This is a genomic window from Pseudarthrobacter adonitolis (genome assembly GCF_055412845.1).
The window spans coordinates 30,908-48,206 of the sequence record NZ_JBVAYW010000022.1; the positions used below are offsets into that span (position 1 = coordinate 30,908).

8 protein-coding genes are annotated in these 17,299 nt (G+C 66.5%); all 8 read left to right on the forward strand.

What is annotated here, in order from left to right; all coding sequences use genetic code 11:
• The first annotated feature begins 37 nt into the window (after window positions 1-37).
• The 8 genes from ACZYZ4_RS16710 to ACZYZ4_RS16745 all read left to right on the forward strand — a co-directional run bounded on the left by ACZYZ4_RS16710 (window position 38) and on the right by ACZYZ4_RS16745 (window position 17,266).
• On the forward strand, window positions 38-6,220 hold the full coding sequence (locus ACZYZ4_RS16710) for an Ig-like domain-containing protein (protein WP_463862673.1): 6,183 nt from the start codon (window positions 38-40) through the stop codon (window positions 6,218-6,220).
• Between the two features lie 31 nt (window positions 6,221-6,251).
• Window positions 6,252-7,223 (forward strand): AAA family ATPase, encoded by a 972-nt coding sequence (locus tag ACZYZ4_RS16715; protein WP_463862675.1) that lies wholly within the window; start codon window positions 6,252-6,254, stop codon window positions 7,221-7,223.
• Between the two features lie 53 nt (window positions 7,224-7,276).
• The gene (locus ACZYZ4_RS16720) at window positions 7,277-8,608 is read left to right on the forward strand and encodes a DUF58 domain-containing protein (RefSeq protein WP_463862676.1); all 1,332 of its coding nucleotides are present in this window, start codon (window positions 7,277-7,279) and stop codon (window positions 8,606-8,608) included.
• Window positions 8,605-11,211, forward strand: coding sequence for a transglutaminaseTgpA domain-containing protein (locus tag ACZYZ4_RS16725; RefSeq protein ID WP_463862678.1), 2,607 nt, complete (start codon window positions 8,605-8,607; stop codon window positions 11,209-11,211). The genes ACZYZ4_RS16720 and ACZYZ4_RS16725 overlap by 4 nt, the downstream gene beginning before the upstream one ends.
• Before the next feature lie 218 nt (window positions 11,212-11,429).
• Entirely contained in the window at window positions 11,430-12,755 is a 1,326-nt protein-coding gene (locus ACZYZ4_RS16730) for an RDD family protein (RefSeq protein WP_463862679.1), read from the forward strand.
• Entirely contained in the window at window positions 12,752-13,654 is a 903-nt protein-coding gene (locus ACZYZ4_RS16735; protein ID WP_463862681.1) for a PP2C family protein-serine/threonine phosphatase, read from the forward strand. Before ACZYZ4_RS16730 ends, ACZYZ4_RS16735 begins: the two co-directional genes overlap by 4 nt.
• Before the next feature lies 1 nt (window position 13,655).
• Entirely contained in the window at window positions 13,656-15,404 is a 1,749-nt protein-coding gene (locus tag ACZYZ4_RS16740) for an FHA domain-containing protein (protein WP_463862682.1), read from the forward strand.
• Entirely contained in the window at window positions 15,401-17,266 is a 1,866-nt protein-coding gene (locus ACZYZ4_RS16745) for a serine/threonine-protein kinase (RefSeq protein WP_463862684.1), read from the forward strand. Before ACZYZ4_RS16740 ends, ACZYZ4_RS16745 begins: the two co-directional genes overlap by 4 nt.
• Window positions 17,267-17,299 lie beyond the last annotated feature (33 nt).

Here is a 17,299-nt window from a genome sequence, read left to right on the forward strand (position 1 = left end):
CGGCCCGGCCGGAGTCTTATCTGGGGAGATGCCGGTCATGAAACTTCGCCGAACGGCGCGCGCCACAAATCCGCGTGCCACAAATGCGCGCGCAGGAAGCGGCGCGGGCTGGACCACCCGTCACGGAATCCTGCGTTCCCGCGGCAGTGCGGGCACGGCCCTTGCCGCTGCCGTGATTGTCCTGGTGACCGGTGCGATCATCTATCCGGGGTTCAAGACCACTGAGGTGGAGTTGAACGACGGCGGCGTGTGGGTAGTCAGCAAATCCAAGAATGCGGTAGGTCGGCTGAACTATCCGTCGCGTGTGCTAGATGGTGCGGTCACACCTGCGAGCACCACCTTCGATATTCTCCAGAATGCCGGGGATGTGTTTGTGGATGATGAGACGGGTTCGACGTTGAACCAGGTTTCTCCGGCGAACATGCGCCTGGGCGGGGATAAGAAGCTGCCGGGTTCGGCGGAAGTGAGTTTCGGTTCGGCAGTCATTTCCGTCACGGACGCGGCGTCGGGCAAGGTCTGGGCCGTGTCGCCGTCCACCATTAATGGTTTTGACCAGGAAGCATCCGAGCCTGTGATGGTGGGTTCCGAGGGCTTGGTCTCCGCGGTGGGTACCGATGACCGGATCTACAGCGCCGACCCCAAGTCTGGCGCTGTGACTGTCACGACGGTCAACACGAACGGCGAAGTGGTGTCCAGCGATTCGACTACGTGGGGTGAGCTTAAGGGTGCCGGTGATCTGCAGATCACGGTGGTGGGGGATAAGCCTGTGGTGTTGGATGCTGCTGCGGGGAAGCTGTTCCTGCACGGTGGTAAGCGGTTGCAGTTGGATAATGCGCGGGATGCGAAGCTGCAGCAGGGTGGACCGGCGAGTGATTTTGTGGCGATTTCGACGCAGAAGGCGTTGTTGAAGCAGCCGCTGGACGGGTCCACGGCGAAGACGGTCACGTTTGATGGCGAGGGTGTGCCGGCGGCTCCGGTGCAGTTGGCCGGGTGTGTGCATGCGGCGTGGTCCGGGGCGAACAAGTATGTCCGTGACTGCACCAATGATGCTGATGATAAGAACGTTGAGGTGCCCAAGGCGAGTGCGTCGCCGTCGTATGTTTTCCGGGTGAACCGGGACCTGGTGGTCCTGAACGATGTGAACTCGGGGAATGTGTGGCTGGTGAACCAGAACATGCAGCTGGTGAACAACTGGGACGACGTTGTTCCCCCCAAGAATGAATCCGATGAGCAGGACCAGGAATCGGCGGACAACAACACCATCAACGTCCTGCCGGACCGCACCAAACCGAACCGGCCGCCGGAAACTAAACCGGAAACCCTGGGCGTTCGTCCGGGGCGGACCACCATTCTCAGCATCCTGGACAACGATTCGGATCCCGACGGCGACGTTCTGACCGCCGCCGTCGGCGATTCAGGGCCCAAAGCCGGAACGCTGGAAAACATCTACGGCGGCACCGCTTTCCAGATCTCTGTTCCCGCGGACGCCAGGCCCGGGATAGAGACGTTCAGTTACAACGCTGCCGACGGCCGGGGACTTTCAGCCGGCGGACAGGTCAGCCTCAACGTGGTGGGACCGGATGAAAATAAGGCGCCTGTCTTCAAGCGCGGCGGAGACTCCACCACCATGCTGGTGGAACAGGGCAAAACGGTCAGCCAGAACATCCTCACCGACTGGGTGGATCCCGACGGCGACGACCTCGTCCTGCTGGACGCCAAGGCAGACAACGACCAGGACCAGGTCCAAGTCCGCCGTGACGGACTGCTGACGTTCCAGGACTCCGGAGCCACCGCCGGCAAGAAAAACGTGGAAGTCACCATCTGGGACGGCCGGGCAACGGTCACCGGAAAAGTTGTGGTGAACGTCCAGCCGCCGGGTGCCCTGGCGCCGGTGGTCAACGCCGATCACGTCACTGCCGTGGTGGGCCAGGACCTGGTGATCGCGCCCCTGAAGAACGACGTTGATCCCAACGGCGGTGCCCTCCGCCTGGCGCAGGTGGAGGCCAATGGTCCTGCCGAGCTGGGCCCCGTTACCGACGGCGGTACCTTCACGTTCCGCAGCACCACTCCCGGTCCCGTCTACCTGACTTACATCGCCAGCAACGGCCCGCAGAGCAGCCAAGGCCTGATCCGTGTTGACGTGGAGTCCGGCAAGGACGCCGGTGACCCCGTGGCCGTCCACGACGTTGCGCTTATGCCCACCGGAGGCAGCGTGCTGCTGGACCCGCTGGCGAATGACTCGGATCCGTCGGGCGGCGTGCTGGTGCTGCAGTCCGTGAAACTCCCGGACAACCCCACGGCTTCGGTCAGCGTGATTGACCACAGCGTCCTGCGCATCACCGATGTCCTGGGCACCAAGGACCCGTTCCTTTTTGAGTACACCATGTCCAACGGCAAGAAGTCAGCCACCGGCAGCGTCTCGGTGGTCCCCGTCCCGGCTCCCGCCGTCGTCGAAGCGCCCCAGCCCAAACCGGACGAAGTGAACGTCCGGGTCAACGACGTCGTCACCATCCCTGTGCTGGACAACGACACCCACCCGCAGGGCCTGGAGCTGAGCGTGGACCCCGTCCTGCCGCAGACAGTGGATGAACTGGACGGCAAAAGCTTCGTCTCCGAAAACACCGTGCGCTTTATCGCCGGGCCGCAGCCCAAAACCGTGCGCGCCATCTACAACGCCGTGGACCCGCAGGGGCAGAAGAGCGCCGCCGCCGTGACCATCCACATCCTTCCGCTGGAAGGGTCCCAGAACTCACGGCCCCAGCCTCAGAACCTGACCGCCCGCGTGGTGGCCGCCGGGACGGTGCGCATTCCCGTTCCGGTGGACGGCATTGATCCCGACGGCGACTCGGTGCAGTTGACCGGCATCGACAGCACTCCGGCCATGGGAACGGCCACGGTGGGCAGCAACTTCATCGATTTCACCGCTGCCGGTGACGGCGCCGGAACCGATACGTTCCGGTACAAGGTGGTGGACCGCCAAGGCGCCGTCAATACCGGCACCGTTACGGTCGGCATCGCCCCGCGCGGCGAAACGAACCAGAACCCCACGCCCGTGGACGACGAGGTCAGGGTCCGTCCGGGCCGACAGATCGCGGTGGACGCCACCGGCAACGACACCGACCCCGACGGCGACCAGATCCGCATCCTCACCGACGGTATCGAGGCCGATGCTGCCCTGCAGGCGACCGTCAGCCAGACCAGCGGACGCATCATCCTCCAGGCTCCCGGCGCCGCCGGGACAGTCAACGTCCGCTACACGATTGCGGATGACCGCGGCGCCGCCGCCCAGGCCGCCATCCGCGTGGTGGTGGATAATGACGTGCCGCTCAAGGCGCCGATTGCCCGGGATGACCGCGTGACCTCTGCCCAGACGATGGGCAAGACCGCTGTGGACGTTCCGGTCCTGAAGAACGACGAAGACCCCGACGGCGTGGGCGAAAACCTGAAGATCAACACCGAGGCCACGACGGCCCGGCCCGGCGCTGACGGGACCATGATCGTGGACCTCGCCGAGCAGCCGCAGCTCATCCCGTACACCGTGGAGGACGTGGACGGGCAGAAGTCCACCGCAATCATCTGGGTGCCGGGCATCGGGCAGCAGGTTCCTACCCTGGCCAAGGAAGAAGTCATCGAGGTGATCTCCGGCCAGTCCGTCACGGTTGACCTGAACGAGTGGGTCAAGGTCCGGGAAGGACGCTCCCCGCGGATCACCCAGACTGACCGGATCAAGCTCATCGGGGCCGACGGCGGTGACCCCACCGGAGGCAGCGCGACCTCGCTGAAGTACACCGCGGGTGCGGACTACGTGGGACCCGGCTCGCTGAGTTTCGAAGTCACTGATGGCTCCGGTCCGGATGATCCCGGCGGACTGAAGTCCACCCTCAGCATCCGCACCAAGGTCCTGCCGGATCCAAACCGGAACAACGCCCCCACCCTCCTGGGCGCCAACGTTGAGGTGCCCAAGGGCGAGTCGGCCGACCTGGACCTGAGCCGGCTGACGTCGGACCCCGACAGGGACGACCTCGAGAACATGAAGTACGAACTTGTGGGTGGCAGCCCTGCCGGCTTCAACGCCCGGATCGACGGAAAGACCCTCAAAACGTCCGTTGACGGTTCAACGTCCACCGGCACATCGGGTGCCGTCCAGATCAAGGCGAAGGACTCCCGCGGCCTCGAAGCCACTGCCACCTACCAGCTGGCAGTGACAGCTTCCAACCGGCCCAAACCCGTGGCCAACGATGACTTGGAGCCCAGCGCGGCGGCCGGGAAGCCGGTCACCGTGAAGGCCCTGGCCAACGACTCCAACCCGTTCCCCGAGACGGCGCTGAAGATCATTTCGGCAGCGACCGAAACCGGCAGCGGCAATGTGGAGGTATCGGGCGACTCCGTAGTGGTGACGCCGGCTCCGGGCTTCTCCGGGTCATTGGTGGTCTCCTACACGGTTGCGGACAAAACCGCGGAAGCATCACGGCAGGCAACAGCCCGCATCCGCCTCACCGTCAAGGACAAGCCACTGGCTCCCACCACACCCCAGGCGCAGAGCGTGGGGGACCAAACGACCCTGCTCAACTGGTCGGCACCGGCAGACCGCGGCTCACCCATCACCAAGTACACGGTGTACGGCGAATCCGGTTTCAGGCAGGATTGCCCCGCCAACACCTGCACACTCAACGGGCTGGTCAACAACACGAAGTACCACTTCGAGGTGACGGCCACCAACGAGTTCGGCGAATCTGACCGTTCGCCCGCCTCGGCGGAAATCAGGCCCGACGTCAAGCCGGACACCCCGCTGGCGCCCTCGCTGAAATTCGGCGACAAGGAGCTGTCCGTGAACTGGGTGGCACCGGCCAGCAAGGGGTCCCCGGTCAAGTCCTACGACCTGGAAATTTCGCCGCCACCCGCAGGCCAGAACGCCCAGATCCAGAACCTGACTGCGGTCAGCTACGTCTGGAAGGGACTCCAGAACGGGGTGTCCTACAAGGTACGTGTCCTGGCCAGGAATGATGCCAAGGAACCTTCCGAGTGGAGTGCATACTCGGCAGCTGTTGTGCCGGCAGGTATTCCCGTCACTCCGGCTGCTCCCTCGGCCTCGCAGGCCGGATCCGTGGGAACACAAACCCAGCTGAAGGTCACCTGGACTGCTCCGAACAACAACGGTGACGCCATCTCGGCCTACACCCTGACCACGTTGCGGGGCGGTGCCGCGGTGGCCACCCAGCAGGTCGCCGGAACCACCCAGAACGTCACCGTGGACAACTCCGAAGCGGGCTATACCTTCACAGTGTCCGCAACTAACAAGGCAGGCACGTCCGGCACCAGCGCGCAATCCGCGGCCATCCGGGCGGTGGGCAAGCCGGGCATGGTCAGCCAGCCGACGGCCACACTGGTTGACACCGACAACAACGGCGGGAAGATCGATGTGAGGTTCGCCGGATTGACCGATGCCCAGCGCAACGGATCGGCCCCCGGCGAGATCTCGTACATGTACCGGCTGACCTCGGGCGCCGGCAGCGGAAGCATTCCTGCCGGTGGGGGTGTGGTGGCCGCAGCCAACGGTACCGATACCGCCGTTGTGGTCTGGGCTGTCTCTTCCCGCAGTTCCACCGCCGGTGACGCCAGTCCCGCCTCCAACACAGTGAACCCCTATGGGCTGGCCTTTGCACCGACGGTGACGGGCAGCAACAGCAGCGGTGTGGGGGACAGGACGGTTTCCTGGACCTGGAACCAGCCCAGCGGCAACGGACGTCCCGTCACGGGCTACCAGTACAGCGTGGACGGCGGCGGCTGGCAGAACACCGATCAGCGGTCGTTCTCCAAGACCGTGGGCTACAGCGAGACGGTCCAGCTCCGGGTCCGTGCCGTCAGCGCCAACCAGCCAGGCGGCATCGGCCAGGACACCTCCCGCAGCGGGGCCGAACCGCCGCCGCCGGCGCCGACGTCCTGGGGCGTCTCGGCGACACCGGTCCGTACCTGTACCGAACCCCGGTACGGGACGGACAGCTACCGGGACACCAACCCCGATCAGTGCATCAGCCCTGGCAAGTGGTTTGATACCGGCTACACGGCGCAGACCGACTCCTACGTTGTCTGGTACCAGAGCTCGAACAACCCGAGCGGAATCTGGTACCACCTGACCAGCGGCGGCGCTTCAGGGAACTATGCCAGGTGCGACACAGTTTCACTTGGCTGCAACCCGCCCGGGGGAATGCCAAAACGATGACCACTCAGAACCGAAGAAGAGGACTTACTCCATGACCATGACCACCGAGCAGGCCGAATGGTTTGCAGGCACTTTCGACAAGCTCGTTGCCAACGTGGGACAGGCTGTCCTGGGCAAGGACCATGTCATCCGGCTCACCTTCACTGCGATGCTGGCGGAGGGCCATGTGTTGTTCGAGGATGCTCCCGGCACCGGCAAGACCATGCTGGCCCGGGCCATGGCCGCCACCGTCCAGGGCTCCAACAACCGCATCCAGTTCACCCCCGACCTCCTGCCCTCGGACGTCACGGGCGTGACCATCTACGACCAGAAAACGCAGAAGTTCGAATTCCACAAGGGACCCATCTTCAACAACATCGTCCTGGCCGATGAGATCAACCGTGCTTCGCCGAAGACGCAGTCGGCACTGCTGGAGGTCATGGAGGAATCCCGGGTCACCGTGGACGGCGTCACCCACGAGGCCGGCCGGCCGTTTATGGTGATGGCCACCCAGAACCCGATCGAGCAGGCCGGAACCTACCGCCTGCCCGAGGCGCAGCTGGACCGCTTCCTGATCAAGACCTCCATCGGCTATCCGGACCACGCCTCAACGGTCCAGCTGCTCGGTGGCTCGAACCTGAAGGACCGCTCCAAGGAGATCTCCGCAGTTATCACCACCCAGGCCGTGGCGGACATGGCTGACCTCGCTGCCACCGTCCACGTGGACACGGCGGTCCTCGAATACATTTCCCGGCTCTGCGAGGAGACCCGCAACGCGCCTGAGACCCGGCTGGGCGTTTCCGTGCGTGGCGCCATCGCCATGGTCCGCGCCGCCAAGGTCTGGGCCGCGGGGCAGGGACGGAACTTCGTCCTGCCGGACGACATCAAGGAACTGGCCGCCGTTGTGTGGACGCACCGGTTTGTGATGGACCCGGAGGCCGAGTTCTCCGGCGCCACCCCCGAGGCCGTCCTGGCCCGGGTGCTGTCCGACATCGCGGCACCGCAGCAGCGCGCTGCCGTCTGAGGCTCCGACGGAGTTCCAGACCACCACCGACCAGCGCGAACAAAGGCACCATTATGTCCAGCAGCACTCCGTTGACCCGGCTTGCTGAACGCCTCCGGCAACCCTTTCACCGGGACGGCAGACCCACCAGGCTGCATCCCTCGTCCGTCTGGGCCGAGGCCACCAGCACCGCCGCCCTCGCCCTCACCCCGGCGTGGGAGAAGGTCCGCGGCCTGTGGCTGCGCTACGTATGGCCTGTCCTTTCGGTGGTCAGTGTCCTGGGCTGGTCGGTTCTGGCCGCCGCCATCCTGCTGTGGACCGCCGGCCAGGCCTTCGGCTGGCAAGAGGCCAAAGCCGCGGCCATCGCCGCATTTGTCCTTTTCCTGATCGCCATCGGGTTCATCCTCGGCCGGTCCTCCTACGGCGTGATCCTGGACCTTGCCCGGACCCGGGTGGCGGTGGGGGACAGTGCGGTAGGAAGCATCGCCGTCTCCAACACCTCGGCCCGGCCCCTGCTGCCGGCCGCCCTGGAACTGCCGGTGGGTAGCGCCACCGCCGTCTTCCACCTGCCCAGGATGAAGCCTGCGCAGGTGCACGAGGACCTTTTCACCATTCCAACCGCCCGCCGTGCCGTCATCGTGGTGGGACCTGTCCGCTCCGTCCGGGCCGACCCCCTGCACCTCCTCCGCCGCCAGGTGCTTTGGACGGAACCGGAGGACCTGTTCGTGCACCCGAAGACAGTGGCCCTGGCCGGTTCGGCCGCAGGCTTCATCCGCGACCTCGAGGGCATGCCCACCACAGACCTCTCCAGCGCGGACGTGTCGTTCCACGCTCTGCGTGACTACGTACCGGGCGATGACCGGCGGCACATCCACTGGAAGACCACCGCGCGGACCAACAAGCTGATGGTGCGCCAGTTCGAGGAGACCCGGCGCGCCCACCTGGCCATCTCGCTGTCCATTAACACGGACGAGTACGCATCAGAGCAGGAATTCGAAATGGCCATCTCCGCTGCTGCCTCGATCGGCCGGCAGGCCATCCGCGAGCAGCGCGAGCTGGACGTCCTGACACAAAAGGGGCCCTTACGCTGCGAAACCGGGCGGAACCTGCTGGACGACATGACACGGATCGCCGGGGCACCCATGCGCCGGACCGCCGTCGACCTCGCCCGCTCACTGGCCGACACCGTCCCCAACGCGTCGGTGGTCTTTTTTGTGGTGGGTAGCAACGTGACACCCTCCCAGCTCCGTTCGGCCGCTGCCTCCGTGCCGCTCGGCGTCAGGAGCCTGGCCGTACGCCTCCAAATCGGTGCCGCCCCGGGCCGCGCCAACATCGCGGACCTGACAGTGCTGACCCTCGGCGACCTCGCTGATCTCGCCATCGTCCTCAGAAAGGCGGCCGCATGAGCTCCGCACCGGGCCTCCGGACCCGCCCGCAGCAGCGGCAGCACGAATCATCGTTCGCCGACGGCCAGCCGGTCTGGCATTTTGTGCTCGACGCCGGCGCCCTCACCGTCCTGCTGGGGTTGGGCCTGCTGGGCTTCAGCCTCAGCTTCGGCGGCGACCCCTATTACCTGGTCTCGGGCTTCGGGGGCATCTTCCTGGGCCTCGGCATCGCCGCCGCCAACGCGCACCTGCGCCTGGGGTTGCTGATTACCACAGCCCTCGCGCTGGGGGCCTACCTGGTGTTCGGCACGCTCCTCGCGGTCCCGGATGCAGCGATTGCCGGTTTTGTGCCCAGCCTCGACTCCTTGCGGACTCTGCTCCTGGGGGTTGTGTTCGCCTGGAAGGACATGCTCACGGTGGGCGTTCCGGTGGGGTCTGCCGGCGGCGTCCTGATCGTCCCGTTCCTGAGTTCGCTGCTCACAGCACTGGTTGCCGGCATCCTCACCTGGCGGCTGAAAAGCCCGTACTGGCCGCTGCTTCCCGTGCTGGTGCTGTTCGTCACGGGCATCGCCTTCAGCACCAACGCTGCTTTCCTCACGGTGGAGCGCGGCATCGGGCTTACCGTCATAGCGATCGCCTGGGCCACCGTCCGCCGCGACGCGCTGCGGCTCAGCGACACCCGCAAAGTCTCAGTCAACCGTCCGCAGACCGATGCCGCCACAGCCCAGCGGGCCAAGCTCCGCCGGCTGGGCACCGCAGCTGCCGTGATCGCCGCTAGCGTGGCCGTTACCGCGGTGGCGGCGCCCCTGGTCACCGCCGGCGGTGACCGCAAGGTCCTGCGCAACGTGGTGGTCCCGCCGTTCGATCCCAAGGACTACATCACGCCCCTGGCAAGCTTCCGGACGTTCGTCAAGGACAAGAAGGACGACTCCCTGTTTGTGGTCAGAGGACTGCCCCGGGACGGCCGTGTCCGGCTGGGGGCTTTGGATGCCTTCAACGGCACCAACTACAACATGGACCCCAACGGCTCCGGCAGCTTCAGCAAGGTGGGGGACACCGAATCCATCAACACCCTGGCCGATACCTCGGGCATCGTCCCCTCGAATGACTACTCCATGGACATCACCATCGAGGACTACCAGGGCTACTTTGTCCCGGGAGGCCGGAAGACCACCGGCCTGAGCTTTGACCAGAGCGCATCCGCGGCGGCGTCGGGTCTGTACTTCAACGCGGGCACCGACACCGCCGTGACCACACAGGGCCTATCCAAGGGCGATTCCTACAGCGTCCAGGCGTCCGATCCCGCCAAGCTCGAACACGGCCAACTGACCCAGTACGACTTCGCGAAGATTACGCTGCCGGACGCCGTCGAAGTCCCGCCGGTGGTGGGGTCGCAGGCCAACGACCTCTCAGCCGATGCGCCGACCCCCATTGACCGGGTCCGCCAGATTGAGGCGCATTTCCAAAAGACGGGCGCCTTCAGCAACGGGCTGGTGGCCGACGGCCAGTTGCCCAGCGTCTCCGGCCACAGCTCGTCGCGGATCAGGACCCTGCTGACCGCCAAGCAGATGCTCGGCGACGACGAGCAGTATGCCGTGTCCATGTCGCTGATGCTCCGCCACCTTGGCATCCCGTCACGCGTGGTCATGGGCTTCTACCCCGATCCGACCAGCCCGGAGAACGGCGCCGGCGAGGTAAAGATCACGGGCAAGGACGTCCACGCCTGGGTTGAAGTGGCGTTCGACCGGGTGGGTTGGATCAGCTTCGACCCCACGCCGCCCAAGGACAATGTCCCCATCCCGCCGGACCCCGAAAACAAGTCCAAACCCAAGCCGCAGGTTCTGCAGCCGCCGCCCCCGCCGCAGGAACCGGCCGACCTGCCGCCGGATTCCTCACCGGACGCCCTGGACGCCGATGAGAAGAAAAACAATCCGTGGCTCTTCTGGGGTGCGCTGCTCGGAGCCCTGGGCATTGCGCTCATCCCGCTGGCCATCCTCGCCCTGCCGCTGCTGCTGATCGCGCTCCTTAAATCACGACGCCGGAAGGCCCGCCTCACGGAGGGGCACCCGGCCCAGCGCGTGGGAGGCGGTTGGAACGAGGTGGTGAGCCTCGCCACGGACATGGGCGCCGGCATCGACACCCGTGCAACCCGGCGCGAAAGCGCAGTGGTGCTCGCTGACTCGTTCCCGGCCACGGGGCGGACCACCACCATGCTGGCGCACCGTGCGGATGCCTCCATCTTCGGCGCCGGCCAACCGAGCGAGGAGGAGGTCCGGGAATACTGGACCATCGTGGACGGCTCGCTGAAGGAGATGACCGGGACCGTAGGGTTCTGGCGTCGCCAGCAGGCCCGCTTCTCGCCCCGATCGCTGCTGGCTGATGGCCGCAACGCCCTTAAGTTGCGTGGCGCCAAGCTCGGGTTGGGTCCGCTGGTGCGTCCGTCCGGCCAAAGTTCCACCGGATGGCGCTCCGCCGCCGGTAGGGTGGAGACCGGCCCGGACGCTGCCGTAACCCCGAATCCTGCAGTTCAGGAAAGCGGACCCGGGACGACGGCGGCGGCTTCCGAACCTGATGACTCCACCGTTCTGCGGAACCCTGGCAGGAAGAACCCCACTGAATCATGATGAACGAGGCCGAGCGCTGCCAGCGGTGCCAGCAACTGATCCGGGGCGGCGCCACGTTCTGTACTGCATGCGGGGCTCCCCTGCCCAACAGGGCAGCACGCAGCGGACGCAACGTGGACCATGCGCAGCGGGCCATGATGGAGCGCGCGGCGGCGCACGCCAGCCGGAATCCCGGTACTATCCCGGTAGTACAAACGGCTCCAGGGGGAGGAACGGGAATGGCAGCCAATCTTGAGCTTGTTCCAGCCACGGCGGGGAAACGGCTCGGCGCCGCAGTGCTCGACTGGCTGGCCCCGGTCGCGGTCCTGGTGGTGACGTTCGCCATCGGGTTCGCGGGAATCACCCGCACGCAAAGCGGCGGCTTCATCATCTATGACACCGGTTCGCTGGTGCTGTTCGGCGGCATCGGCCTGGGGCTGACACTGGTCTATCTGGTGGTCCTGCTGGGCATGGAAGGCCGCTCCGGGAAGACCCTCGGCAACCATGTTATGGGCATCCGCAGCGCCGACAAGGATGGTTATGCCCCCGGCGCCGGAGGAGTGTTCCTGCGCGGCCTCATCACGGGCGCGGGCATCATCCTGACGCTCCTGGCCGCCGTGGCCATCGTCATCTTCAAATGGTTCGATGTGGCCGTCTTCATCCTCGGCCCGCTGCTATTGATCGGCGCCGTGTGGGCCGTGCTGGTGGTGGTTTCCAACACCTGGGACCGCAATGGCAGGCTCCGCGGCTGGCATGACTCCGCGGCCAAAACACTGGTATTCGACGTTAAGGACGGCCGCAACCCCATTACCTCCGGCGGCATCCAGGGCCCGTACAGTTTCGCCCCCCTGGACCTGCCGCCTGTCCAGCAGGTCGCCTCACCCGTTGCGGGGGCCGCGAAGGCGCCGCAGGTTGTGGACTCCCAAGCGCCCGTGACGCAGCCACCGGTGCAGCCGTGGCAGCCGCCTGCCCAACAGCCGTCCGCCCAACAGCCGCCGGTCCAGCAGCCCGCGCCGGGGCAGCCCTACGCACTGCAGCCGTACGCGGCTCAACCGTCATCCGCACCTCCGTCGTTCGCACCGCAGCCGTACGCGCCGCCGTCGCCCGCTCCTTTTCAGGCGCCGCACGCGCAGGCCGCAGCCCCGGCGGTTCCCGCGCCAGCCGCCCAGTCCCATCCCGACGACGACCTCGACCGCACCCAGGTGCGCGGCGGCGCAACGTATGCGGCGCCCGTCGCCGTGCTGCGGATAAAGCTCGACGACGGCCGGGACTTCCAGCTCGACCGCAACGTTTTGTTGGGCAGGAACCCACTGGGCCAAGCAGGGGAACAGCAGGCCCAGTTGCTGGGGGTCAATGATCCCGGCCGCTCGATCTCCAAGACGCACCTCCACCTGCTGACCGACGGTGCCGGCATTTGGGTGACGGACCGAAATTCCACCAACGGCAGCGGCGTCACCACGCCGGACGGCCGGCGCACGCCACTGCAGCCGGGTGTGCCCGCTTTTGTCAGCCCGGGATCCACTGTCCACTTTGGTGACCGTTCCTTCCACCTAGGACAGGCATGAACTCTCAGCCCGCCAGTGACTCAGCCGACGCAGACCACGGAACCGGCCTCAGCCTGAGTTACGGTTACGGAACGGACCGCGGGCTGCGCCGGGAATTGAACGAGGATTCCTTCATCGCCTCCGACCCCGTCTTCGCCGTGGCCGACGGCATGGGCGGACATGAAGCCGGCGAGATTGCCAGCGGGATGTGTGTCCGCGCCCTGGCTGCCATGCCGCAGCTGGCTACCGGGGAGCGCAGCGTCACGGCGGCGGTGCTCCAGCAATATCTGCTCCGCGCCGACAGTTCCATCCGGGAGGTGACCGGTGCCCGTGCGGGGACCACCCTCACCGGCGCGGTGGTGGTGGAACAGATGGGCATGCCGTACTGGCTGGTCATGAACATCGGGGATTCGCGCACGTACCGGCTGAGCCAAGGGCACTTCGAGCAGGTCAGCGTGGATCATTCGGAGGTTCAGGAACTCGTGGATGCCGGTGAAATCACGCCTGAGCAGGCCACCGTTCATCCCCGCCGCCACGTGGTCACGAGGGCGCTGGGCACCGGGGACGAGACCGAAGCCGATTACTGGCTCCTGCCCGTTGAAGAAGGCGACCGGATCATGGTCTGCTCGGACGGGCTCAATGCCGAGCTGACGGATGAGCACATGTTCCGGATCCTGAGCACCGTGGGCCACCCGCAGGACGCGGTGGATGCCCTGATCCAGGCCGCGCTCCGCAACGGCGGAAGGGACAACGTCACCGTCATTGTGGTGGACGCCAGGAACGTGATGAACGACGGCGGCATCGCCACCACTGCGCCCCGCCCCGCCGCTGATGCGGCAGAGGAGGTCACGCTGCCCCGGGCACGGATTGTTGACGCCAGCCGGCCGGCCGGCCAGGACAACGAAAGAGGGGAACACTGACATGGCCACCGCAACGTACGCCGCGGGCACCTGGCTCGGCGTTGTCCGGGCCAACACTGTGGTCCTCCTGGGACCAGGGACCCCGCCCGCGCTGGTCCAGTCCCTGTGGGAACTGCTGGCGGACGCTCCGGAAGTCCACGAGGTGCTCCACGCCGTCACCAGCAGCTTCGGCGTTTCCCTGGCGCAGATACCGTCGTTCGGGATAGTGGATTCCGGTGACGCGCTCCGGATCTTCCTCCGCGGCGACCTGGACCTGACCGTGCAGCTGCCCGGCGGCCCCGTGGACCTGAACGGGCGGGACGTCACCACCTGGACGGAACGCCGCCTGGACACACCTGAGGGGTACCGCCTCACTGTGGCCGGGGACAGCCAGCCCGGACCTGTTTTGCCGCTCAGCGAAGGTATCGTCCTGCTGGAGTCGCTGACAGTGTCGCTCACCGGTATTCCGGTGGACGAGATGGCGTCCCGTTCTGCCACGCCCGCTAAGGTCGAGGCACCCACCCCTATCGGCGCCGTCGCCCTGGTAGTGGACTCTGAACCGGTCCCTGAAACCGAAACGGTGCCTGCATCCGAACCAGCGCCGGAAACTGAAGTGGAACCGGAACCTGAACCGGAGGCGAAGCCGGAACATGACCGGGAGGTCTCGGCCGAAACGGTGATGGGACTCATGGACGATGACTCCAACTTTGCGGCTGAAGCGCCGAAGCCCCATGCGGACCTGGAGTCCGAGCCGGACCCGGAGCCCACCGCTCATCGTGAGGTCCCAGCCCACGAAATGACCGGTAGCTACGACCACCTCTGGGAAAGGACTGTTGTCCGCCGCATCGAAGACGCAGCCGTCCGCGACGAACCCGAAGAAGATCACAGCGCTGCTGCGGCACCTGTCGACGCGGCCCAGGCACCCGTCGGTGCGGCAGAGGCGGACGCTGCAGGGCAGCCGGACGCAGCGGCCAGCCTGGCCCCGGCTCCGCCTGCCCACGAACTGGCAGGTCCACCTCCCACACCGCCTGCAGCCGCCGCAGCGGCCGCCCGGATGATCGGCGGACTTATCGACTCGGTCCCGTGGCGGACGGGTGGGAGCGCGCCCACTGCCCAGGCTGCGCCGTCGCCCAATCTGTCGCCGTCGAATCTGCCCCCGGCGGTCGTGCCGGCAGAAGTGCACGCCGAAATGCCGGCAGCAGACGCGGACACCTTCGACGACGGTGACCACGACGGCCACACGATCATGAAGAGCGACCTCGCCGGAATGGCCGCGCATCCCGCCCCGGTTCCGGAACCGGATTCCGCCGCCGGCCCCCTGGTGCTGGCCCGCGTCTGCGACCGGGGACACGCCAATCCGCCCACCCATGCGCAGTGCGCTGCCTGCGGCTCGCCGCTGCCCGCCGATGCCGTCCAGGTGGCCCGTCCACGGCTGGGCCGGATGCGGGTCTCGACGGGTGCACTGGTTGACCTTGACCAGTCGCTGGTCATTGGGCGTCAGCCGTCGGTTTCCCGCGTCCAGGGTGGGGTTATGCCGCGGCTGGTCCAGGTGGCCAGCCCCAGCGGCGACATCTCGCGCTCGCACGTCGAAGTGAGGCTGGAGGGCTGGCATGTGATGCTCTGCGATCTCAAGGCCACAAACGGCACGGTCCTGGTCCGTGAGGGCCAGCCGCCCCGCCGCCTGGCCCAGAACGAGATGGCCATTCTGCTCGACGGCGACATCGCCGAATTGGGTGACGATATCTCACTGCGTTTTGAGGAGATTCTTTGAGTTCCAAACGGCCAGTTGCGCCGCCGCCCCACATTCCGGGGTTTACGTACATCAGCCTGCTCGGCTCCGGCGGATTCTCAGACGTCTATCTCTACGAACAGGACCGGCCGCGCCGGAAAGTGGCGGTCAAGGTCCTTCTGTCGGACCTGAAGACCGAGGGCGCGCGGCGCAGGTTCGAGTCCGAGGCCAACCTGATGGCCCAGCTCTCCTCCCACCCGTACATTGTCACCATCTTCGAGGCCGAGGTGACCGAGGCGGGCCACTCCTACCTGGCCATGGAGTACTGCTCCAGGCCCAGCCTGGACGTCCGGTACCGCCGTCAGCGCTTCAGTGTTGATGAGGTACTGGCCGTCGGGATCCAGGTGGCCTCCGCCGTCGAGACCGCCCACCGGGCCGGCATCGCCCACCGGGACATCAAGCCCGCAAACATCCTTGTGACGGACTACAACCGGCCGGCCCTGACGGACTTCGGGATTTCGGGCACCCTGGGCGGCGACGCCGACGAGGACGCCGGGATGTCCATTCCGTGGTCGCCGCCGGAACAGTTCGCGGACGGGCCCGTGGACGGCGTGATGGTGGATGTCTGGGCGCTGGGCGCCACGCTGTACACACTGCTGGCCGGCAGGTCGCCGTTTGTGATGCCCGGTACCGATAATTCCCAGCGCGAACTGATCTCGCGGATCACCAGCGCGGCACTGCCGCGCCTGGGCCGGGCCGACGTTCCGGAGTTACTGGAACGGGCACTGTCCACGGCGATGGCGAAATCCGCGGCGTCCAGGTACTCCTCAGCCCACGCGTTTGCCCTCGCCCTGCAGCGGATCCAGGCCGAATTGAACCTTTCGGTCACGCCCTTCGAGGTACTCGAAGAGCAGCAACTGGAAGAGAACCACCCGGATGACGGCTTCGAGGAAACCCGCGTCCGCAGTATCGCGGCCATCGATCCGGAGCGCACCGGCAGCGCCCCTACCTTCCCGGCACGCACCCGCCCGCAACGCCCCGGAACCGGTGCGCCGCCGTCGGGCTTTCCTGCTGGCGGATTCCCCCCGGCCGCTGCAGCCTCGGCAGGACTCCGGCCGCAGGTTCCGGGCAACCTGTTTGCCGGCCAGCAAGACGGACAGCAGGACGGCCAGCGGGACGGCGGCGACCAGGCCAGCAGCAACCCCGCAGGCGAGTGGGCGCATGCCACGATGCTCCGCGGCAGTGCACCCGCCGCCGAGTACGGCTCAGCGCCGGACGCAACTGTCCAACGTCCAGGGCTCCTTCCTGCACAGGCCGGCCAGCAGTCCGGCCAACGAACAGGACAGCAGGCAGGCTACCAAGCCGGCCGGCCCGGCGCGCCCGGCCACCGGGCGGCGGGGGCCGATCCGGAGATCGACGCGACGATCAGCCGTCCGGCGCCGGTCACGGAAAACACCCCGGAGGCGTCGCCCGACCACCGCAAGCGCAACGTGTGGCTCGCCGCAGCAGGCGGAACGCTGCTGGTCCTCGCCACCATTGTCGGAATCGTGCTGGCGTCCTCGGCGCCGGCACCGAAGGTCGAAGAAACCGGCCAAGTCAGCAAACCCCCGGCGGATGCCCTGGACAACGGGACAGTTCCCGACGTCGCGGACCTGGCAGGGACGGTGGACGCCACCGGTAAGGCAACCTACACATGGACCAATCCGCAGCCGAAGTCGGGTGACGCCTACAAGTGGCGGGTCTACGCGTTGGGCAGCAACGGCGAGTACCAGTCCACTGCCGAGCCAACCGCCCAGATTGCGTTGAATCCGACGGAACCCACCTGTGTCCAGGTGATGATCGTCAGGAGCGACGGCGCGTCCTCACCTTTGGAAGAAGACTCGATCGCCTGCATCCGCAAGTGAGGGCAGAGCAGACCGGAATCGTTAGCGAACACG

Bases quoted from the DNA above. Each gene is read 5' to 3' on its own strand.
- ACZYZ4_RS16720 (WP_463862676.1), top strand. From the start codon at position 7,277: ATGTCCAGCAGCACTCCGTTGACCCGGCTTGCTGAACGCCTCCGGCAA.
- ACZYZ4_RS16730 (WP_463862679.1), top strand. From the start codon at position 11,430: ATGGCAGCCAATCTTGAGCTTGTTCCAGCCACGGCGGGGAAACGGCTC.
- ACZYZ4_RS16725 (WP_463862678.1), top strand. From the start codon at position 8,605: ATGAGCTCCGCACCGGGCCTCCGGACCCGCCCGCAGCAGCGGCAGCAC.
- ACZYZ4_RS16710 (WP_463862673.1), top strand. From the start codon at position 38: ATGAAACTTCGCCGAACGGCGCGCGCCACAAATCCGCGTGCCACAAAT.
- ACZYZ4_RS16715 (WP_463862675.1), top strand. From the start codon at position 6,252: ATGACCATGACCACCGAGCAGGCCGAATGGTTTGCAGGCACTTTCGAC.
- ACZYZ4_RS16740 (WP_463862682.1), top strand. From the start codon at position 13,656: ATGGCCACCGCAACGTACGCCGCGGGCACCTGGCTCGGCGTTGTCCGG.
- ACZYZ4_RS16735 (WP_463862681.1), top strand. From the start codon at position 12,752: ATGAACTCTCAGCCCGCCAGTGACTCAGCCGACGCAGACCACGGAACC.